General features: G+C 62.1%; 19 protein-coding genes and 2 tRNA genes. 14 read left to right on the forward strand and 7 right to left on the reverse strand.

The genetic code is table 11. The annotated features are described in order from the left end of the window. Positions 1–162 precede the first annotated feature (162 nt). From rnc to coaD, 5 genes are all read right to left on the reverse strand, one after another. On the reverse strand, positions 163–951 hold the full coding sequence (gene rnc / locus OGI63_RS03015; protein ID WP_011742747.1) for a ribonuclease III: 789 nt from the start codon (positions 949–951) through the stop codon (positions 163–165). A gap of 351 nt (positions 952–1,302) precedes the next feature. Then, positions 1,303–1,497: a 50S ribosomal protein L32 gene (rpmF, locus tag OGI63_RS03020; protein WP_003807696.1), complete on the reverse strand. Its 195-nt coding sequence runs from the start codon at positions 1,495–1,497 to the stop codon at positions 1,303–1,305. Between the two features lie 95 nt (positions 1,498–1,592). Next, positions 1,593–2,207 (reverse strand): YceD family protein, encoded by a 615-nt coding sequence (locus tag OGI63_RS03025; protein ID WP_011742749.1) that lies wholly within the window; start codon positions 2,205–2,207, stop codon positions 1,593–1,595. Positions 2,208–2,262: 55 nt separating this feature from the next. Further along, positions 2,263–3,093 (reverse strand): cell division protein, encoded by an 831-nt coding sequence (locus tag OGI63_RS03030; protein ID WP_011742750.1) that lies wholly within the window; start codon positions 3,091–3,093, stop codon positions 2,263–2,265. Beyond that, positions 3,090–3,584 (reverse strand): pantetheine-phosphate adenylyltransferase, encoded by a 495-nt coding sequence (gene coaD, locus OGI63_RS03035; protein WP_021913439.1) that lies wholly within the window; start codon positions 3,582–3,584, stop codon positions 3,090–3,092. Before coaD ends, OGI63_RS03030 begins: the two co-directional genes overlap by 4 nt. 155 nt (positions 3,585–3,739) lie before the next feature. Here coaD and OGI63_RS03040 point away from each other — a divergent pair, with 155 nt between their 5' ends. Further along, complete coding sequence (locus tag OGI63_RS03040) at positions 3,740–4,057, forward strand: DUF3039 domain-containing protein (RefSeq protein WP_011742751.1); 318 nt, start codon at positions 3,740–3,742, stop codon at positions 4,055–4,057. A 186-nt stretch (positions 4,058–4,243) separates the two neighbouring features. On the opposite strand, the gene OGI63_RS03045 is transcribed toward OGI63_RS03040, so the two are convergent. Continuing rightward, on the reverse strand, positions 4,244–5,641 hold the full coding sequence (locus OGI63_RS03045; protein ID WP_011742752.1) for a nicotinate phosphoribosyltransferase: 1,398 nt from the start codon (positions 5,639–5,641) through the stop codon (positions 4,244–4,246). Between the two features lie 130 nt (positions 5,642–5,771). On the opposite strand from OGI63_RS03045, the gene rph reads away from it, so the two are divergent. From rph to OGI63_RS03100, 11 genes are all read left to right on the forward strand, one after another. After that, the gene (gene rph, locus OGI63_RS03050; protein ID WP_041777229.1) at positions 5,772–6,536 is read left to right on the forward strand and encodes a ribonuclease PH; all 765 of its coding nucleotides are present in this window, start codon (positions 5,772–5,774) and stop codon (positions 6,534–6,536) included. A 122-nt stretch (positions 6,537–6,658) separates the two neighbouring features. Next, positions 6,659–7,339, forward strand: coding sequence for a non-canonical purine NTP pyrophosphatase (locus OGI63_RS03055; protein WP_041777230.1), 681 nt, complete (start codon positions 6,659–6,661; stop codon positions 7,337–7,339). Positions 7,340–7,474: 135 nt separating this feature from the next. Continuing rightward, positions 7,475–7,550 (forward strand) — tRNA-Thr (locus tag OGI63_RS03060). Positions 7,551–7,642: 92 nt separating this feature from the next. Further along, a tRNA-Leu gene (locus OGI63_RS03065) sits at positions 7,643–7,723 on the forward strand. A gap of 1 nt (position 7,724) precedes the next feature. Beyond that, on the forward strand, positions 7,725–8,732 hold the full coding sequence (locus tag OGI63_RS03070; protein WP_011742754.1) for an AEC family transporter: 1,008 nt from the start codon (positions 7,725–7,727) through the stop codon (positions 8,730–8,732). 344 nt (positions 8,733–9,076) lie between these two features. Further along, on the forward strand, positions 9,077–10,774 hold the full coding sequence (gene pgi, locus OGI63_RS03075) for a glucose-6-phosphate isomerase (RefSeq protein ID WP_026647255.1): 1,698 nt from the start codon (positions 9,077–9,079) through the stop codon (positions 10,772–10,774). A gap of 397 nt (positions 10,775–11,171) precedes the next feature. Next, on the forward strand, positions 11,172–11,537 hold the full coding sequence (gene rplS, locus OGI63_RS03080) for a 50S ribosomal protein L19 (protein ID WP_021912811.1): 366 nt from the start codon (positions 11,172–11,174) through the stop codon (positions 11,535–11,537). A gap of 118 nt (positions 11,538–11,655) precedes the next feature. Next, the gene (lepB, locus tag OGI63_RS03085) at positions 11,656–12,303 is read left to right on the forward strand and encodes a signal peptidase I (RefSeq protein WP_021912812.1); all 648 of its coding nucleotides are present in this window, start codon (positions 11,656–11,658) and stop codon (positions 12,301–12,303) included. After that, a complete protein-coding gene (locus OGI63_RS03090) occupies positions 12,303–13,019 on the forward strand; it encodes a ribonuclease HII (protein WP_041777232.1) in 717 nt (238 codons plus the stop codon). Before lepB ends, OGI63_RS03090 begins: the two co-directional genes overlap by 1 nt. Positions 13,020–13,180: 161 nt before the next feature. Continuing rightward, entirely contained in the window at positions 13,181–13,873 is a 693-nt protein-coding gene (locus OGI63_RS03095; protein WP_231837111.1) for an ABC transporter ATP-binding protein, read from the forward strand. After that, the gene (locus OGI63_RS03100; RefSeq protein WP_011742760.1) at positions 13,870–15,375 is read left to right on the forward strand and encodes a hypothetical protein; all 1,506 of its coding nucleotides are present in this window, start codon (positions 13,870–13,872) and stop codon (positions 15,373–15,375) included. The genes OGI63_RS03095 and OGI63_RS03100 overlap by 4 nt, the downstream gene beginning before the upstream one ends. A gap of 47 nt (positions 15,376–15,422) precedes the next feature. Here the strand turns inward: OGI63_RS03100 and OGI63_RS03105 are convergent, their stop codons facing one another. Further along, positions 15,423–16,367, reverse strand: a complete 945-nt coding sequence (locus tag OGI63_RS03105) for an AEC family transporter (protein WP_011742761.1) — start codon at positions 16,365–16,367, stop codon at positions 15,423–15,425. A 137-nt stretch (positions 16,368–16,504) separates the two neighbouring features. On the opposite strand from OGI63_RS03105, the gene dapE reads away from it, so the two are divergent. Both dapE and OGI63_RS03115 read left to right on the forward strand, forming a co-directional pair. Continuing rightward, positions 16,505–17,701 (forward strand): succinyl-diaminopimelate desuccinylase, encoded by a 1,197-nt coding sequence (gene dapE, locus OGI63_RS03110; RefSeq protein ID WP_038445334.1) that lies wholly within the window; start codon positions 16,505–16,507, stop codon positions 17,699–17,701. A 491-nt stretch (positions 17,702–18,192) separates the two neighbouring features. After that, positions 18,193–20,949, forward strand: coding sequence for an Rne/Rng family ribonuclease (locus OGI63_RS03115; RefSeq protein ID WP_413464221.1), 2,757 nt, complete (start codon positions 18,193–18,195; stop codon positions 20,947–20,949). Positions 20,950–20,999: the final 50 nt, after the last annotated feature.

The following is a 20,999-nucleotide window of genomic DNA, read 5'->3' on the forward strand; positions in this document are numbered from 1 at the left end:
GTCTATGCTAACGGCTGACAGCTTGGTTCGCCGGAAAGGCCCATATTCTGGCGCGTTACGCGCCATTGTGATATGGACCATATTTTTTGCGATTGCGACGCTGCCTTGTAATGCTGTTTCGTGACGCCGGCCGTGCCGCCGCTTGCGTTACCGTTTGCGCGGTTACTTGCCCTGCGCTGCATCCTGCGTGCCACCGTTGGACTTGCGATGTGACCTGTGGTGCGACTTATGCGTCTTCCCGTTCTGCTTGCCGCCCATTTCGCCCTTGCGACTGTCAAGCGCCTTCCAGCCCATTTCCGCGGCCGCCAGCTGCGCCTTGCGTTTGCTGCTGCCGGTACCGACGCCGATGACTTCGCCGCCATCGCCGAGAATCGCGCGCGCGGTGAACTCCAGTGCGTATTCCGGTCCGGCGACCGACGTCTGGTAGTGCGGGTCGGGCAGACCCATCTCATGCGCCTTGACGGTCAGCGACGTCTTCCAATCGAGCGCCGGACCTTCGGTGGCGACCTCCGCCAGCGTATCGTCGACGAGATGATGCACCACGCGGCGCGCCTCGTCGATGCCGTGCTGGATGAACGTCGCGCCGATCAGCGATTCGACGATGTCGCACAGAATCGAACTTTTGTCCGCGCCACCCTGTTCCGCCTCGCCGTGGCCGAGCAGAATGTACGGGCCGACGTGCAGCTTTTCGCGGGCGATTTTGCTCAGCGATTCCTCGGAAACGGCTTTCGCGCGCATTTTGGCCAGCTGGCCTTCGTTCATGTCGGGATGCACCTTGTACAGCGTTTCCGTGGAGACCAGTTCGAGCACCGCATCACCGAGGAATTCGAGGCGTTCGTAGTTCTTGGCCCCCTCATGCTCGTGTGAGAACGAGCGGTGGGTGAGCGCTTCGACGAGCAGGTCCGGTTCGATTGTGGTGCCGAGCGCCTCGAGCAACACATTGGCGGTCATCTCGCCTTCGGGGGTGATGGAGGTGCCGATGCGGCCGGCGTTGGTATTGTTGCCGTTTTCGGTTTGGGTGTTGTCCTGCGCGTTGTCCTGATTGGTCTCTTTGGCCATGGATGTTCCTTACCGTTCATGCGGCGGGCCGAGCCTGCCGCGGTCTGTGGTTGTGGCCGTTGCGCACATGGCAAGACGCCAGCTGATCTGGCGGTTTTGCTACGCAAGCAACGTATGTCGTACGCCGATCGCACGCGGAAATAAACGCAATGCAATCGCCGTATCACTTGATAATAATAAAAGAAACCCTGCCACCCGTCGATGGCAGGGTTTCGATGCTTTATACCGTTATCCGGCAACCACTCACTTGGTGTGGATGGAGCGGACAGCCTCGCGGTACACGCGGCCGCGGAAGGAACCGCAGCTCGGGCATGCCATGTGCGGCAGCGTCGGAGCGCCGCAGTTCGGGCAGGTAACGGTCTGGGCGGCCTTGGCCTTCCAGTTTGCGCGGCGAGAATGGGTATTCGCGCGCGAGGTCTTGTACTTAGGCAGTGCCATTGTGTTTCCTCTATTTCGTTCGAACGATTGAGCTTAAGCGTTCAGTATCTTAACGTGAGCTCCGTACAAACGATGGACCATCCCATCCGAACGGCTTATTCCTTGCCTTCCAGCTTGGCTTTCAGCCCTTCCAGCGCGGCGAAACGAATGTCGGTCATGTCATGCTGATGGTCGGGGTTCTCGTTGAGGTCGATGCCGCACTGCGAGCACAGGCCCTTGCAATCCGGCTTGCACAACGGCTGCAGCGGCAGTTCCTCGACCAGCGTGTCGCGCAGCAGCGCCTCGAGGTCGGCCCATGCGCCGCCGTCGAGCAGCGGGTACGTGTCTTCCGCCTCGTCCTCGCCGGCGATGATGTCCACTTCCTCTTCCTTGCCGTTCTTGCCGGCCTTTCCGCCCTTGCCGGCGGCGGACTTGTCCTCATACGGGAAGAAGGAGGTGACGTTCACCGTCCAATCGCGCTGGATCGGCTTCAGGCAGCGCGTGCATTCGGCATGCACGGGAGCGCTGATACGCGCGTTCAGAATCAGACCGTCGACGATCGAATCGAACGAGCCGACCACGCTCACATCCGCGCCTTCGTCCACGCCGACGATCTCATCGCCGATGCCGCTCGGCGCGGGGAAAGTGGCGTCGATCTCCTTGCTTTGCCCCGGACGCGAGGCCACCTGCGCCACGGAAACGGCCCATGGGGAATCTTCAGTACGTGCCATAGTTCAGTCTTTCGCTCTTTCTTGCTATGCGTTCCACGCGTGTTACGCGTCTTGCTCAGTTTTCCGGATAATCGTCCGCATCGAGATGGTCCAGATGCGCGCCGGCTTCGCGTTGGCGATCGTACAGCACGTTCAGGCCCGCCTGCACGCCGGTGCCGATCTTGTCGACCTGCTGTTGCAACGATTCCATCATGGTGATGCAGTATTTGTCGGCGTTCTGCGTGAGCTTGTCGGCCTTGGCTTGCGCCTGGTCGAGAATGCCGCGCGCCTTCTGCCTGGCGAGTTCCGTCACGTTCTCCTGCCCGGCAAGGAACTGCGCCTGCTCGTTGGCTTCGCGTACGGTGTCGGCGGCACGCGACTGCGCGGATGCGATGATCACGTTGGCTTGCGTTTGCGCGCTTTCCAGACGGCGTTCCGATTCGCGCATCAGCGCGGAGGCGCGTTCCAGCTGCACTGGCAGCATCTTCTTGAGTTTGTCGAGCTTGCCGGTGAACGATTCGCGGTCCACGCGCACCGAGCTCGGCGCGAACAGAATCGGCTTGGCCTCGTCCAATTCCTCTTCGATGCTGTCGATGATGTCGTAGACGGTGGTGAATTCGTCGCGGCTGCGATCCGAACTGTCGTCGAGTGGCGCATCGGGATCGAACGTGGCACGAAGGTCGGGCAGGTCCGACATGGAAATCGACGGTTTCGACGATTTCGCGGGCTTTGCCGGCTCATCCGTAGCACGGTCGGCGGCATTGCCGGTTGCGGAGTTGTTGGTCGCTGCGGTACCGGCAACAGCGCCGGTGGCCGGATAATCGGCCGCCGGCGTGACCGGCTGCTGCGACGTGGCGTCATCGGCGTCAGCAAGCGGCTTGAAATCGTTGGTCTCTTCACTCATCATGCTCTCTTTTCGTTCTTGAGCGCCTCGCCGAGCAGTGGAATCACGCAATCGGGCACCATGCCCGTCACATCGCCTCCGTGCCGTGCCACGTCCTTGACGATGGAGCTGGAGATGTGCTCCAGGTCCGGGGCCGCAGGCAGAAACAGCGTTTCCACTCCGGCGAGTTTGCGGTTGACCAATGCCATGCCCAGCTCAGCCTCGTAATCGCCGTTCTGCCGAAGTCCTTTGACGATGACCGTCGCACCGATTTTCGTGCAATAGTCGGTGATCAGGCCGGTGGTAGACGCCACCTTCACATTGGTGCAACCGCGCTTGGCGAGCGCCTGGCGGATGATCTCAACACGGGTTTCCTCGGAAAACATCGGCGTCTTCGCCGCGTTCACGGCCACCACCACATGCACTTCGTCGAAAAAGCGCGCGCAACGCTCGATGACGTCCAGGTGGCCGGCGGTCACTGGGTCGTACGACCCGGGGCAAACTGCAATTGTCATAACCTTAAGCGTACCGCGATTGGTTGAGAACGTGCGCAACATCGGCGTATGCCCGTGTTGGCGCGGTTCGTGCGCACGGGTGGCGGCGCAATGCGGCTCGGCTATGATGGAAGGCAGTGGGGCCGCGATCGCGGCTTGTGTGAGGAGTCTTAATTATGGTATTTGCGATTTTCGATGGCCTGTTCGGATCCGACGATCCGGTTTCGCCGCTGTCCAACCCGGATGCGGGTACCGGTACCGCCGTTCTGGAACGTCCTGAAGAGGAAACGAAGCTTGATGACGGTGGCAATGGCGATGCCGACCGTTTCGCGCATTATGTGTCGCGTGACCGTATCGCCGAATCGAAGATGACGGGCCGTCCGGTTGTGGCGTTGTGCGGCAAGGTGTGGGTGCCGAAGCGTGACCCCACGCATTACCCGGTGTGCCCGGATTGCAAGCGCATCTATGACGAGATGATGAACAGCTCGTTCTGATTGCCGTTCGACCATGTTGCCGATTCATGCCGCCGGTTGCGGTGGCTGAACGTGGCGATTGAATATGGCGGCTGGGTGCGGCGCAACGTCGTATGTTATGCAAAAACCGACGCCCGGTGAATCACCGGGCGTCGGTTTTTGTTATGTCGTTTGCTCCGTACAGGGCGGTTCACGCCATGACGGACGTCACAGCACGGTGACTTCGGTCGGGATGACCGGATCGCCCTTCATCAGGCTCTGTGCGCCGATCGGCAGTTCGGCGAGCGCCTGCGCGCGGTAGTTGTGCGCGTTGACGATCGCGTCGTGGCCCTGGTATTCGCTGTGGTTCTCGCCATTGGTGACGTAGTCGACGAGCAGGTCCTTCCAGCCGTCTTCCGGCTGGTATGCGGCGAGCTTGTCTTCGGAGCCGGAGATGACGTGTTCGCAGTCGGCCAGCGAGTATTCGTAGGAGCGGAAGGCGAGCTTGCGGCCCGGAACGGTGGCCTTGTCCTTCGACTTCTTGGCGACCGGCTGCATTTCGCCGGCGGAGTTCTCGCGTTCGGTGAGCTTGTAGACCATCGCGCAGGTCGGGGCGCCCGAGCCGGTGACGAGCATGGTACCCACACCATAGGAATCGACCGGAGCGGTCTGCAGAGAGGCCAGTGCGTACTCGTCGAGATCGTTGGTGACGGTGATCTTCGTATTGGTGGCACCAAGCGCGTCCAGCTGGTTGCGCACGCGCTGCGCGAGGGAGGCGAGATCGCCGGAATCGATGCGCACGCCGCCCAGTTCGGGGCCTGCCACGTCGACGGCCGTCTTCACGGCCTCTTCGATGTTGTACGTGTCGACCAGCAGCGTGGTGTTCTTGCCAAGCGCGGCGATCTGCGATTCGAAGGCGCTCCGCTCGTCGTCGTGCACCAGGGTGAAGCAATGCGCGGCGGTGCCGATGGCCTTGAGGCCGTACATTTGCGCGGCCAGCAGATTGGCGGTGCCCTTGAATCCGCCCACCACGGCGGCGCGGGCGGCTGCGACGGCGGCCCATTCGTTGGTGCGGCGGCCTCCCATGTCCATGCACGGGCGGTCCTTCGCCGCGCTGACCATGCGGGACGCGGCGGAGGCGACGGCGGAATCGTAATTCAGAATGCTCAGCAGCAGCGTTTCCAGCAGCGTGCATTCACCGAACGTGCCTTCGACCTGCAGGATCGGCGAGTTCGGGAAGAACATCTCGCCTTCGTGGTAGCCCTTGATGGAGCCGGAGAAGTGGAAGTTCTCCAGCCATTTGATGGTTTCCGGGCTTACCACCTTGCGGTCGGCGAGGAATTTCAGGTCGTTGTCGTCGAGGTGGAACTTCTCGAGCGCGTCGAGGATGCGTCCCTGTCCGGCAGCCACGCCATAGTGGCGGCCCAGCGGCAGATGCCGGGTGAAGATCTCGAATACGCACTTGCGGTTGGCGGTGCCGTCCTTCAGGCATGCGTCAAGCATGGTGTATTCGTACATGTCGGTCATGAGTGCGGGTGAATAATCCAGCATTTCCAAAGCCTTTCTTGACTTTTGGTGAAACTGACCATAAGTGTAGGACCCACGGTGGCCAATCTTTGGTTGCATCCCATCATACGTGCAGGAGGGGTCTCGAGGCGCGGCGTGCTTGGCTGGTGATAGGGTCGAATGCTGAAAAGACGAGTAATCGGACGGCGGCAAAAGCCGAAATCAGCGGAAAGCGAAGTGCAGAACAGCAATGGTAGCGATTAAGGATATGTTGGGCGACCAGACCGTGGTGCGTGCGGACGGACGCAAGGTCGACGAACTGCGCCCGGTGCGCATCACCCGCCATTTCACGGACGTTCCGGAAGGCTCCGTGCTCATCGAATGCGGCAACACGCGCGTGATGTGCACCGCCACGTTCACCGCCGGCGTGCCGCGCTGGCGCAAGGACTCCGGCCTGGGCTGGGTCACCGCGGAATACGCGATGCTGCCGCGCGCCACCGCCGACCGCACCGACCGCGAGTCCGTGCGCGGCAAGATCGGCGGCCGTACGCACGAGATCAGCCGTCTGATCGGCCGCTGCCTGCGTGGCGTCGTCGATATGAAGGCGCTCGGCGAAAACCAGGTGCAGATCGACTGCGACGTGCTGCAGGCCGACGGCGGCACCCGCACCGCTTCGATCACCGGCGCGTACGTGGCGCTCGTCGACGCGATGCATTGGGCCGAGGAACACAAGCACGTCAAGTCCGCCAACCGCGTGCTCAAGGACTGGGTCTCCGCCGTCTCCGTCGGCGTGATCAACGGCAAGCCGATGCTGGACCTGCCGTACATCGAAGACAGCCAGGCCATGACCGACATGAACGTGGCCATGACCGGTTCCGGCGATTTCATCGAGATCCAGGGCACCGCCGAGCATCGTCCGTTCAACCGCGCCGAACTCAACACCCTGCTCGACCTCGCCGAAAAAGGCAACAGGGAGCTGCAGGCCGCCCAACGCGCCGCGCTCGCGCTCGACTGAGCCGATCGACGGCACGGCATGCGCTGAATGTAGGACGTTGACGGTCCGATGCCGGCGACTCGGCGCGCATGGAACAACGCAAACAGATATAAGTCGGAAAACGACGGAAGGAACCGTAAGGCATGAAGATCATCGTCGCCACGCATAACGAAGGCAAACTGGCGGAAATCCGCCGCATTCTCGAGGAACGTCTCGGCGCGGACGCCGCCGACATCGAGCTCGTCTCCGCAGGCTCCCTGGGATTGCCCGATCCGGTCGAGGACGGCGTGACCTTCCAGGAGAACGCGCTCATCAAGGCGCGCGACGTGGCCGAACGTACCGGCTGCCCGGCAGTCGCGGACGATTCCGGCCTGATCGTGGACGTCATGGGCAACGCGCCGGGCATCCTGTCCGCACGCTGGGCCGGCGAGCACGGCAACGACAAGGCCAACAACGCGCTGCTGCTCAAGCAGCTGGCCGACATCCCCGACAGCAAGCGCACCGCACGGTTCCGCTGCGCCGCCGCGCTGGTCCTGCCAGGAGAGCGCAAGACGGACGGTGCGGATGATGATAAGCCGTACACGATCGCCAGCGAAACCGTCGAAGTCGGCGAAATGCCGGGCGTGCTGCTGCGTGCCCCGCGCGGCGCCAACGGTTTCGGCTACGATCCGCTGTTTGTGCCGAACGATCAGCCGCAGCGTGCGGTCGACGCCGGCGAAAAGCTCACGTCCGCCGAAATGGAGCCGGCCGAGAAGAACGCGGTCTCCCATCGAGGCAAGGCGCTGCGCGCGCTGGTCGCATCGATCGAAGCGCTGGTCAAATAACATCGGATGACGGCCGCGACGGGCGCTTGCCGTGGCGCGCGACACTGGATGGCGTGCGTGCGATTTGTGCTCGTCCGGTTTTTCCGCTATGCTTTGTTTCTTGTGCGCGGCTAGCGTATGCTTACTGGGCATTGCGCCACTTTAGCTCAGTCGGTAGAGCGGCTCACTCGTAATGAGCAGGTCGACAGTTCGATTCTGTCAAGTGGCTCCACTGCCCTAGATGTTCGGAGGTTTTCCGAGCATCTAGGGTTTTGCATATGTGCATCCGTGCGTATCGGTTTTCGCCGTGCGCGGATGGTGATTGCGCGAGTGGCGGAATTGGTAGACGCGCAGGATTTAGGTTCCTGTGTCTTTGACGTGTGGGTTCAAGTCCCATCTCGCGCACATGTCCACGTTAATTCAGCCAATCGCGCTGCTGGCCATCATCCTCACCGGCTACCTGTTCAAACGCGCCGGCAAATTCAAAAACCGCGACTACCGCATCATGCAGGTCGCCCTGTTCAACCTGGTTCTGCCCTGCGCCATCATCTACTCGTTCGCCACGAACCCGCATGATTCCAGCATGCTGTGGATCTCCGTCTTCGGCTTCGTGGTCGCGTTCATCCCGCCCGTGCTCATCTTCCTCACCACACGTCACACGCCTGTGCAGGATCGCGCGTTCACCATGCTCAACGGTTCCGGCTTCAACATCGGCTGCTTCTGCTTCCCCGTGGCACAGGCGTTTCTCGGCACCGCGGCGATCGTGCCAGCGGCCATGTTCGACATCGGCAACTGCGTGATGGTGGCGGCCGGCACGAACGTCATGACGCAGACCCTCCTGCACATCCAGCCCGGCAAGACCTTGGACGAGCAGTACCAGGGGCATGCGCCGGTGCTGCCGTATACGAAACCCAAGGATCGCGATGCCCGCCGGCTGGCACGCCACGCGCTGCTACGCAACGTGGCGAAAGGCTTCTTCGGCTCCATCCCGTTTGACACCTACCTGGTCATGATCGTGCTCATGCTTGCCAATGTGAAGATCCCCGCCGTCGTGGCCACGTTCGTTGAGCCGCTCGCCAACGCCAACTCGTTCGTCGCCATGCTGATGGTCGGCATGCTGATGGACCTGCCCGCCGGCCGTGACGATGTGATGAAGCTGCTGAAGATCATCGGCCTGCGACTGCCATTCGGCCTGCTGTCCGCCGTCTGCGCATGGTTCGTGCTGCCGTTCGGCGCCAATGTGCGCGAAGCCGTGGTGATGTGCTGCCTCGCGCCAATCGCCGTGTTCTCCACCCTGTTCACCGACGAAGTGCTCGGCAATGCGAAACTCGCCGGCTTCTCGCTGTCCGTGTCCGCGATCATCGGCCTGGTCATGATGACCGGCGCGCACTTCCTGCTCGCCGCCATCGCCTGACTTGCGTAAGCCGCGTGCGTGGTCGTGCGTAAGTTGCGTACGTAATCGTAATGCGATCGTTGCATACGACAGCCGTTTTCACGTGCGTTGAAGCTTTCCCGCTGAACGTTGCATACGATTTCAGTAATCGTCGTTTATCTGGCATGTCGCCACTGAAAAGTGGTCGGAACCGCGGTATATCGCGCTTCCGACCGAATGTGTTAACTCGGGAAACATTTTTGTGTTGTTCTGTCGGCTTTTGTGAGTATCTTGTGAGGTGAAGAAAACGGCTCGTGCCGTGGAAAATCGAACGAGATTCCACCGTCACGTTCCGCTTCACAGTGATGATGAAAGGACCTATCAACATGGCCATCAATCCTCCCGTTGACGCCACCAAGACCCCGGAGTGGGCCGCGCTGCAGAAGCACTACGACGAGCTGCAGTCCGAGGGCATCAGCCTCAAGCAGTGGTTCGCCGATGACGCCGAGCGCGTCGAGAAGCTGAGCTTCGATGCAGGCGACCTGCACTTCGATCTGTCCAAGAACCTGATCAAGCCGGAGACCCTGCAGCTGTTCGCCGACCTGGCCAAGGCCGTCAAGCTCGACGAGCGCACCAAGGCCATGTACACCGGCGTGCACATCAACAACACCGAGGACCGCGCCGTGCTGCACACCGCGCTGCGCCGCCCGGTCGAGGACGAGGGCAAGTACATCGTCGACGGCCAGGACACCGTCAAGGACGTGCGTGAGGTGCTCGACCGCATCTACGCGTTCGCCGACAAGGTCCGCTCCGGCGAGTGGACCGGCGTGACCGGCAAGAAGATCGAGACCGTGGTCAACATCGGCATCGGTGGTTCCGACCTGGGTCCCGTCATGGTGTACGAGGCGCTGAAGCCGTACGCAGACGCCGGCATCTCCGCCCGCTACATCTCCAACATCGACCCGAACGACCTGGCCGAGAAGACCAAGGGCCTCGATCCGGAGACCACCCTGTTCATCATCGTTTCCAAGACCTTCACCACCTTGGAAACCCTGACCAACGCCCGTGAGGCCCGCACCTGGCTGCTCGAAGAGCTCAAGGCCAAGGGCGCCATCGACGGTTCCGACGCCAAGAACGCCGAAGCCATCAAGAAGCACTTCGTCGCCGTCTCCACCAACCTGGAGAAGGTCGCCGAGTTCGGCATCGACCCGAACAACGCGTTCGGCTTCTGGAACTGGGTCGGCGGCCGTTACTCCGTCGATTCCGCCGTCGGCACCTCCCTCGCCGTGGTCTTCGGCCCGGCCCGCTTCGAGGAGTTCCTGCACGGCTTCCACGAGATCGACGAATACTTCGCCAACACCCCGTTCGAGAAGAACGTCGTCGTGCTGCTCGGCATGCTGAACGTGTGGTACCGCAACTTCTTCAAGGTCGCCTCCCACGCCGTGCTGCCGTACGACCAGTATCTGCACCGCTTCCCGGCCTACCTGCAGCAGCTGACCATGGAGTCCAACGGCAAGTCCGTGCGTTGGGACGGCACCCCGGTCACCTCCGAGACCGGCGAGATCTTCTGGGGCGAGCCGGGCACCAACGGCCAGCACGCCTTCTACCAGCTGATCCACCAGGGCACCCAGCTCATCCCGGCCGACTTCATCGCGTTCGTGAACACCCCGAACCCGACCAAGGACGGCGACCAGGACGTGCACGAGCTGTTCCTGGGCAACTACTTCGCCCAGACCAAGGCCCTGGCCTTCGGCAAGACCGCCGACGAAGTGCGCGCTGAGGGCACCCCGGAAGAGATCGTCCCGGCCCGCGTGTTCACCGGCAACCGTCCGACCACCTCCATCTTCGGCGTGGCTCTGACCCCGTTCGCGCTCGGCGAGCTCATCGCCCTGTACGAGCACATCACCTTCGTCGAGGGCACCGTGTGGGGTCTGGACTCCTACGACCAGTGGGGCGTCGAGCTCGGCAAGCAGCTTGCCAAGCAGATCACCCCGGCCATCTCCAAGGATGACGACGCCCTGGCCGCCCAGGATCCGTCCACCCAGTCCCTGATCAAGTTCTACCGCGCCAACCGTGAGTTCTGATTCCGCTGCGTTGCATCAGAACTCACGGTTGCGCGCGCCGCACGGTGTTGTCTGGTGAACGGTCTGGCGACCGTTCATGCCGCGAGTTCTGATCTTCCATCGAAACGTGGCGTCTAGCGCGTACGTGGCATACCCCATCCGTGTCTTACGGATGGGGTATTTTTGATTATTGCTGTGCTGAAAGGTGGGATGCCGCATAATCCCGCTTTTCTTTGGGTCCAGCCGGAACGGTCGCAGGTAACTCCGGCCGTGCTTTATCGCAATATTTCCGGCGGATCGGCAACCCTTCGCAGGCAGACCTGCGGAGCGGAAGAACAGGCCGAGACGGCAATCGCAAGAACGCCGTACGAAGCCCTTACCTGTGCGCCGATATGCGGCGGCGACTCGAGGAAACACAATGGTTAACGCTATTGAGGCATTTGACGCCAAGCACATGAAGCCGGCCGAGGAAATCCCGGCTTTCCGTCCCGGTGACACCGTCGAAGTCAACGTGAAGATCAAGGAAGGCAACAACTCCCGTATCCAGGCCTTCACCGGCGTGGTGATCGCTCGTCAGGGCGGCGGCGTTCGTGAGACCTTCGTGGTCCGCAAGATCAGCTTCGGCACCGGTGTCGAGCGCCGCTTCCCGCTGCACTCCCCGGCCATCGATTCCATCAAGGTGGTCCGCAAGGGCCGCGTGCGTCGCGCCAAGCTGTACTACCTGCGCAACCTGCGCGGTAAGGCCGCTCGTATCGTCGAGCGCCGCGACAACTCCGAGAAGTGAGTTCGAATCGCAAATAAAGCGTGGAATCGGCTCTTCGGCAACCCGTCGAGGAGCCGATTTTCTATATTGGGCCGCTATGATAGGGGCCAGTGCGTGAAACCGGACGGTAAGGAATCCCATGAAGCATGCCAGAAGAAGAGTCGAAAGCGAGGAAAGCTTCGGCTTACGAGACACCCTGATCTGGTGCGGCATACCCATCGTCATCGTGCTGCTGGTGCGCATGTTCCTGTTCGGCTTCTACGTGATTCCGTCCGGCTCCATGCTGAACACCATCGAACCGGGCGACCGGGTCATCACCAGCAAACTCACCCCCAAAGTCTTCAAGCTCCAGCGCGGCGACGTGGTGGTCTTCAAGGACCCCGACCATTGGCTGCAGCAGGAGAACAGCGGCCGATTCGGCGGCGACTACCTCATCAAACGACTTATCGGCCTGCCCGGTGACACCGTGGCCTGCGAGGGGCCCGGCAAGCCGGTCACGGTCAACGGTGTGGCCATCGACGAAACTTCGTACATCCGCTCCGGCGTGGACCCCAGCTCCTTCGCGTTCAGTGAAAAAGTGACTGCGGGACATGTGTTCGTCATGGGCGACAATCGCGCCAATTCCGCCGATTCCCGCTACCATCAGGACGATTCCTCGCACGGCCTCGTGCCGGTTTCCGACGTGGTCGGCGTCGGTCTGGTCAAGTATTGGCCGCTGAACCACATCAGCACGCTGGACGCGCATCACGACGTGTTCAAGGACGTGCCGGAAGGATCTGCCGACTGATGTCCGTTTCCATAGTGCCCACGCTGGATATGGAACGGGCGATCGCGGCCTCCGGCTACGACGTGATCGTCGGCTTCGACGAGGTCGGCCGCGGCTCGCTCGCCGGTCCCGTCATGGTCGGCGCCGCCGCAATCCGCACGTGCGACCTGTCCGGTCCGTCGCCGCTTGCCGTACCCGACGGCGTGGCCGATTCCAAAATGCTGACGGAACACCGCCGCGAAGCCATATTCGAAGAGCTTAAATCGTGGTGCGCGTCCTGGGCGGTCGGCTCGGCCAGCAACACGGAAATCGACGATTGGGGCATCTCCTACGCGCTCGGCGTGGCCGCGTTGCGTGCGCTGTCGGAAGCGGAGACGAGACTCGGCATCGACGGCAACGGTCTGCTTGACGGGCGGCCGGTGAAGGTCGGGGCGATCCTCGACGGACCGAACGACTACATCACCAAAGCGCTGAACACCTTCGACGCGCCTGACGTGCCGGTTCCTGCGGAAGTCTCTACCAAAGTGAAGGGCGACAGGTACTGCGCCACCGTGGCCACCGCAGCCGTCATCGCCAAAGTCACGCGAGACCGGCTCATGGTCGAACTGGGAGCGCAACCCCAATATGAACCCTATGAATGGGCCCACAACAAGGGTTACGGTTCGGCCGCACACCGTGACGCCATCGCTGAATTCGGACCCAGCGACCTGCACCGCCTCTCCTGGCATCTCGTCTGACATACGGCATCTCATCCGCAGTCCGCGATTACGCTAATCCTTGCGGATGATGCATGCCGGAAGGAAACCTGTAAGTTCATCCCGCCGTCTGATGGCCGGGACCAATCCGTTTCCGTACCGTAGGAAACATGGAACACATACTTCACGCGACCGATCTGGTCATGGATTATTCGACCCAACAGGCGACACCGAACGCCACACACATGCTGGCGCTCAATCACGTGGATTTCGGCATCCAGGCAGGCGAAAGCATCGCGGTCATGGGACCGTCCGGTTCCGGCAAATCGACGTTACTGCACGCACTCGCCGGCATCATCACCCCGACAGCCGGCAATGTGATGTTTCGCGGTGCCAACCTGGCGCGGTTGAGCGACGCTGACCGCACCAAACTGCGCCGCAGCGCCTTCGGCTTCGTCTTCCAATCCGGACAACTGCTGCCGGAACTGCCGGCCATCGAAAACATCGCGTTGCCGATGATGCTGGGCGGCGCAAGCTACCAGCAGGCCACCGACACGGCCATGCTATGGCTGGAACGATTGGGATTGCGCCAGCTCGCGCAACAACGTCCCGGCGAAATGAGCGGCGGCCAGATGCGGCGCATCGCCATCGCACGTGCGCTCGCCGCGCAGCCGGCAGTCATCTTCGCCGATGAACCGACCGGCGCGCTCGACCAGACCACCGGCCACGAAATCATGAGCATTCTCATGCGGACCGCACGACAGACCGGCGCGGCCGTGGTCGTGGTGACGCACGATTCGAACGTGGCCGCATTCTGCGATGCCACCGTTACCATGCGTGACGGCAGGCTGAGCTCGCCGCAGCAATCCCAACCTACCGCCGGAGGCGCACGATGAACATGTTCCGATTATGGCGATTGTTCCACCGCTCCGGCACCCGCGGCACATCCAGCCGCACCTCTGCGCTGGCCATCGTTGCCTTCGCATCCGCCACCGCCGTCTTCCTAACCGTGCTCGGAGGCCTGCATGGCTTCATCTGGCGGGCCTCCGCCGACCACACGTTCGGTTGCATGATCAATTCCAACAGGTGCGCGCCCGGTACATACGAAACATGGTCCAAAACCCTGGCGCACGCCGACAAGCTCGTCGCCACGGTCGGCGACGGCCATTGGACGGCCGACCAGGCCACAGCCGTCATGAACACCTATTCCGACGGCTATGTGCTGCTCGCCGCATTCGCCAGTCTGCTACTCATCGTGCCGTTCGTGGCGCTCGCCGGCTCGGCGGCCCGTCTCGCGGCCTCCCGCAGGGACGCACGTCTCGCCGCACTGCGACTTGCGGGCGCCACCACCGCGCAGGTCACGAAACTCACCGCGCTCGATGCTGGTGGCCAGGCTCTGCTTGGCGCGCTGGTCGGCATGGCCGGCTACTTCGCGCTGATACCGGCGATCATGCTGCTCGACTTCCAAAACCAGCATTTCACCTTCGAACAGTTGTGGGTGGGACTGCCTGCTCTGGCGGCCGTGACCGTCGGAGTCACGCTGCTTGCCTTGGTCTCCGCGCTGGTCGCCCTACGCCGCGTGGCCATCACCCCGCTTGGCGTGATGCAACGTACCGGACAACCCATGCCGTCCGCATGGCGCGCACTGATTTTCCTTGCCGTGTTGGCCGTAGGCTACCTGCTGCTCAACAGCATCTCCGCATTCGCGCACTTGGGTCAGATGGTGGTCTACGCCATCATCTTCGGCGTCTTCTTCCTCGGTTTCGCCATGGTGAACGTCGTCGGTACCTGGGTGGTGGCGATGCGCGCCAGATCGCGTGCGAAACACCCGAAGGACGCGGCCACTATGATTGCCATGCGCCGTATCCTCGACAATCCCAAGCGTGCTTGGCGTAACGTGTCCGGTGTGGCGCTCGCTGTGTTCATTGCGGGGATGACGTCGGTGTGCGGATTGCTCGCCACCGGAATCGGAGGCAACCACGACCCGTTCGACCCATCTATGCTGTACATGCGCGATATAGCGATGGGTGGTTTCCTGACGCTCGCCTTTGCCGCGGTGCTCGCCGCCGTCAGTTCCGGCGTGATGCAGACGGGCAACGTCTACGACCAGGCCGACGAGTACCGCATGCTTGCGTTGGAAGGCACGGATGAGGCGACGCTCGACAAGGCACGCATGATGGAAGTGATCACCCCGCTCAACACGGTGATGGCCGTTTCATTGGGGTGCTCGGTGTTGTTGCTGTTTCCGATTCTGGCAACGTCGTTGCTCAATCCGGCTTCGTTGCTTACGTTGGCCGCGGGAATCGGCTTGTGTTATGCGCTGATGGTGCTCGGAGGGTGTGCCGCGAATCATGCGGCGCACGGGCTCGGTCATGCCGGCTACCGTATGGACGATTGATGGCCTCGCCGCGGCGGTCGTGGATACCGCGGCGAGGACTGGCGAGGTCAGCCGAGCAGCACCGCGATAATCGCGATGAAAATCGGCGACGACAACGTCGAGAACAGAATGCCGTCGCGTGCGAACGACAGACCCACGTTGTACCGCGCCGCGTAGTTGTAGACGTTCTGCCCGGTCGGCAGAGCGGCGAGCACCACGCACGCGTACAGCGTGGCGCCACGGAAGCCCATCACGAAATACGACAGCAGGAACGCGATGATCGGCATCACAATGTTCTTCAAAGCGGCCACCGTGAACACCGCCGGAATATTCGACTTGTCCTGCAACGGCTTCGTGCCGTGCAAGGACATGCCGAACGCCATCAGAATCATCGGCACCGCGGAATTGCCGATCATGTCGATCGGATCGTAAATACAGTCCGGCACCACGAAATAGCCGACCTTCGCGGAAATCGCGGACACCACAATGCCCAGCAGCGAGCCGATGAGCAGCGGCTGATGCAACGGCTGCTTCAAAATCTCCTTCGCGGAGACCTTGCCTTTGGTGGTCACGTCGAGCACGGTCAGGCCGATCGGCGTGAACACCGCCTGCTGCATGACCAGAATCGGTGCGACAAGCGCCGGATTGCCCAGAATGTACGTGGCGATCGGCAGGCCGATGTTGTTCGAGTTCAGATACAGCGAATTCAGTGCGCCGATGGTGGCGTCCGCGGCCTTCATATGGAAGAACAGCCGGTTGAGAATCAGGAAGACCACGCCCACCAGCAGCGCCGAAAAAAACGCCACGACGATGGAGGAATGGAAAATCTCGAAGATTTTCTCCTTGGACAGGATGGCGAACATCAGGCACGGACTCGACACGAAGAAGCTGAACCTGTTGAGCACCATCTGCGCGGTCGGCCCGCCGATGCGCATGCGCGCGGCCACATAGCCGGTCGCGATGACGATGCCGATGACGCAGAAACCTTCCATCGCGCTTAACAGACCCGGCATTGCACTCTCCTTTTCGTTGCGGCCGTTGCCTTTCGACCGCTATCTAGTGTGGCACCAAGCGCGCGTCGGTCGTATGCACGTCTCAAAAGCGAGCCCGATACACGATTGACGGCACGTTTTGCCGGATAATGGACGGCATGAACGAACTTACGATTGGATTTTCCGCTTCCGCCAGCAAACAGGAGCAGTTGAACGAGCTGATGAGGCAGATCATGGGCTGCTATTCCGTCAGCGATGACGAAGGCCCGTTGACGGACGCCGTCGAGGTGTTCCTGAAAAAACAGCCGCATCTGACGGTGCGCAGGCACGGCGACACATTGGTGGCATCCACCGATTTCGGCCGCGAGCGCCGCGTGATTCTTGCCGGCCATCTCGACACGGTGCCGGTGATTGACAATTTCCCGCCGAAATGGCTTCAGCCGGGCGATCCGCTGATTCGCGAGGATGTGGCGGCCGGTCATGAGCATGAGCGTGTGATCTGGGGTCGTGGCGCCACCGATATGAAGGGTTCCGACGCGGTCATGCTGTATCTGGCGGCCACGCTGACGGATGCGAAATACGATTTGACGTACGTGTTTTACGACCATGAGGAAGTCGCGGCCGAGAAGAACGGCCTGCGCAAGGTGGTCGAGTCGCATCCGGATTGGATCACCGGCGATTTCGCGATCATCGGCGAGCCGACCGATTGCGGCATCGAGGGCGGCTGCAACGGCACGATGCGATTCGACGTGATCACGCACGGCGTTGCCGCGCATTCGGCCCGCGCCTGGATGGGCAAGAACGCGATCCACGCGGCGGCCGAGATTCTGAACCGTTTGAACGCACATGAGAACCGCGCCATCGAAGTAGATGGCCTGACCTATCAGGAGGGCCTGAACGCCACGCTGATTTCCGGCGGCAAGGGTACCAATGTGATTCCCGACGAGTGCCGTGTGCACGTCAACTACCGGTTCGCGCCGGACAAGTCGCTCGCCGAGGCGAAGGCGCTGATGATCGGCGCGGATGCGGGCGCGAAACTCGGCAACGGCGAGCATCAGGCCACTGGTGGCGTGTTCGAAGGCTTCGGCATCGAGATGAAGGACGAATCGCCGAGCGCACGTCCGGGCCTCAATTCGCCGCTTGCCCAATCGCTGGTATCGCTTGTCAAGGAACGTACCGGTCGTGACCCGCTTGCCAAGCTGGGTTGGACGGATGTGGCGCGTTTCGCGATTCTGGGCATTCCGGCCGTGAATCTCGGCGCGGGTAGCCCGCTGCTGGCTCACAAGCAGGACGAGCAGCTGCCGGAGACCGATCTGCTGCTCATGGCCGACCTGCTGGAGGACTGGCTGCGTTGAATCGCCGTTGAGTCGTTGCTGAGCTGCCGTTGAATCGCCGGTAATTCGCTGCCGCGGGCTTGCCGCAGAACCACTATTGGTCCACCGTTGAACCGCTGCTGAACCACTATGCCGGCGCACGTTCATTCACGGCGTGTCAACGCGAATCATTGGAAAACGGAGCGTGTAGGGGGAATAAATTTCCCGTCCTGTCACGCTCCGTTGTTTTTTGTGTCATACTTATAGACGGTGGTTCTGCAAGACCGCCGACGCATCCGATGGCGTTGATCCCCTCGCGTGAATGTTCTGTGAGTCGCGAGCGCAGGTGTCCGCCGTCGCATGATGAAGACTTTTGACGGAAGTTGCTTCCTACGGGCGCCATGATGCGCGGCCACGGTGAGAGCGTGGTGTGAGAACCGTTGGGGCTTGAGTGAAGGCGATGCGATTGCAGCGCGTTGCCGAGGAGCGTTGTGCCTACTACCAATGAGGGCCTCGATCAGGTCGAGGCTGTTGTGTCATCCGATAATTCAACCAATAATGCGGCAAGCAGTGCGGGTTCTGTGTCTGCCGATCCGGCTCCGCGCCGCCGTCGTGGAGGTCGCCGCGTGGTGCGTGGCGTAGGTGCCGCGGGCGCGTCTTTGGAGCTGAAGGTCGAGGAGCATGCCAAAGCCCCCTTGTTTGAGGAACCGAAGCTTGAGCCTGTCCAGCCTGCGCGTGATTCCGCCGATTTCAATGATGCCGATGACGCCGAGCCGTCGCGTCCGCGTCGTCGTCGCGTGACCCGTTACGATGACGACGATGAGATGCGTGACGAACGTCCGCGCCGTCGCCGTCGTTCCTCTGTGGACGTGCAGGACGAGGATGATCGCCCGTCGCGTCGCCGTCGCCGTATCAGCGACGAGCCGCGTGATGACCGTGACGATCGTGACGATTACGGCAATCGTGGCAATCGTGACGAATCATCCGAAGACCGTGCGCTCGACGCCGTCAGCGCGCTGCCGGAAGGCCATGAGACGCGTCATAATCCGCGTCCGATGACGTCGCTGCTGTTCCAGGAGCCGATTCTGCCGGCCGCCCCCGCGGGCCGCGGATCGTCCGACGATGACGATGCTGACGATACGGGCCGCAGAGGTTCGGACGATGCCCGTGACAGCCGTGATGACCGCGACGATGACCGTCCGACTCGTCGCCGCCGCCGTCGCAGCCACGACACGGCCGACACGGACCGCACGGACGCTTCGAATGACGGTCGCGGCCGTGATGATGGCAATGACCGCAACAACGACGCCGAAGACGATGATCATGGCGATTCCCGTCGTTCCCGTCGTTCCCGTCGTCTGAACGCGCAGGAACGTCGTGCCGCTGCCGAAGTGGAGCAGATCGAGGAGGACCTGGTCCTCGATGGCATCACGTATGCGCCGATCGATGACGAGTCCCGCAATGGAAACGATGATGATGACGAGCAGCCGACGCGCACCCGTCGCCGCCGTCGCGGACGCGGCAACCATGAGGAAGCCGACGAGCAGCAGACCTCCGAACGCGAATCCCGTCGCCGTCATGAGGATGACGATGAGGAAGAGGGCACGGTGACCCGTCGCCGTCGCCGCCGCCGTGGAGGGTCGAAGGCCGAGGAATCGGACGAGACGATGTCCCGTCGCTCCCGCAAGCAGCAGTACATCGACGAAATCACCGACGTCGAAGGATCCACCCGTCTGGAAGCCAAGAAGCAGCGCCGCCGCGACAACCGTCGTGAACGCAGCCGTCAGAACCAGCTCATGGAGCAGGACTTCCTGGCCCGTCGCGAACACGTCGAGCGTCTGATGGTGGTGCGCGAACGTGAGCGCCACACCCAGATCTCCGTGATCGAAGACAATGTGCTCGTCGAGCATTACGTGTCCGGCATCCAGGAAGTGGCCACCGTCGGCAACATCTATCTTGGCCGCGTGCAGAACGTGCTGCCGAGCATGGAGGCCGCGTTCGTGGACATCGGACAGGCCCGCAACGGCGTGCTGTACGCCGGCGAGGTGAACTGGGATTCCGCACGTCTGGAAGGCCAGCCGCGTCGTATCGAACTGGCGTTCAAGTCGGGCGATCCGGTGCTGGTGCAGGTAACCAAGGATCCGATCGGCCACAAGGGCGCAAGGCTTACCTCGCAGGTCACCTTGGCCGGCCGTTTCCTCGTGCTGGTGCCGTCCGGCGGCATGACCGGCGTGAGCCGCAAGCTGAGCGAGCGTGAGCGCGCCCGCCTGAAGAACATCGTGTCGAAGATCGCGCCGAAGGATATGGGCGTGATCATCCGAACCGCGGCCGAAGGCGCTTCCGAAGAGGCCATCACCAAGGATCTCGAGAACCTGGTGCGCCAGTGGGAACGCATCACCGCCAAGCGCGACGAGTTCCTGCACGGCAAGCGTCCGAAGCTGCTGCAAGGCGAGCCGGACGTGGCCATCCGCGTGGTGCGCGACATCTTCAACGACGACTTCTCCAAGATGATCGTGGAAGGCGACCGCGTGTACGAGCGTATCGAGGAATACCTCGACACGATGGCCCCCGACCTGAAAGACAAGCTCGAGAAGTGGGATCCGGCCGAACATGACGGCAAGGACGTGTTCGACAAGTGGCAGATCGACTCCCAGTTGCGTAAGGGCATGGAACGTCAGGTCTACCTGCCGTCCGGCGGTTCGATCGTCATCGACCGCACCGAGGCCATGACCACCATCGACGTGAACACGGGCCGTTTCATCGGCCGCGGCAAGAGCCTCGAGGAAACGGTGACCCGTTGCAACCTCGAAGCGGCCGAAGAGATCGCGCGACAGCTTCGTCTGCGCGACATCGGCGGCATGGTGATGATCGACTTCGTCGACATGGTCATGCCGGCCAACAGGGATTTGGTGCTCCGCCGACTGGTGGAGTGCCTGGCGCGCGACCGCACCAAGCATCAGGTGGCCGAAGTCACCTCGCTGGGACTGGTGCAGATGACGCGCAAGCGCATCGGCCAGGGTCTGGTGGAGGCGTTCTCCGAGGAATGCCCGACCTGCAAGGGCCGCGGCTTCATCCTCCATGACGAACCGACCGTTTCGGCGGATTACGACGATCCGTACGCCCTGAAGGGCGGCGATCCGTTCGTCAAGACCAACAAGCATGGCCATGGCACGGACGTGCAGGTGCCGAAGGGCTCCTCGCCGGACGTGAAGGCCAAACTCGCGCAGATCGCGGCGGCAGCCGTGGCCGCCAACAATGCGGACCTGGGCGAGGAAGAACAAGAAGAATAAAGGAAAATCCCGGTATGTCAACTTGACACGCCGGGAGCAGACTTGCGGTT

The organism is Bifidobacterium sp. KRGSERBCFTRI (assembly GCF_025908335.1).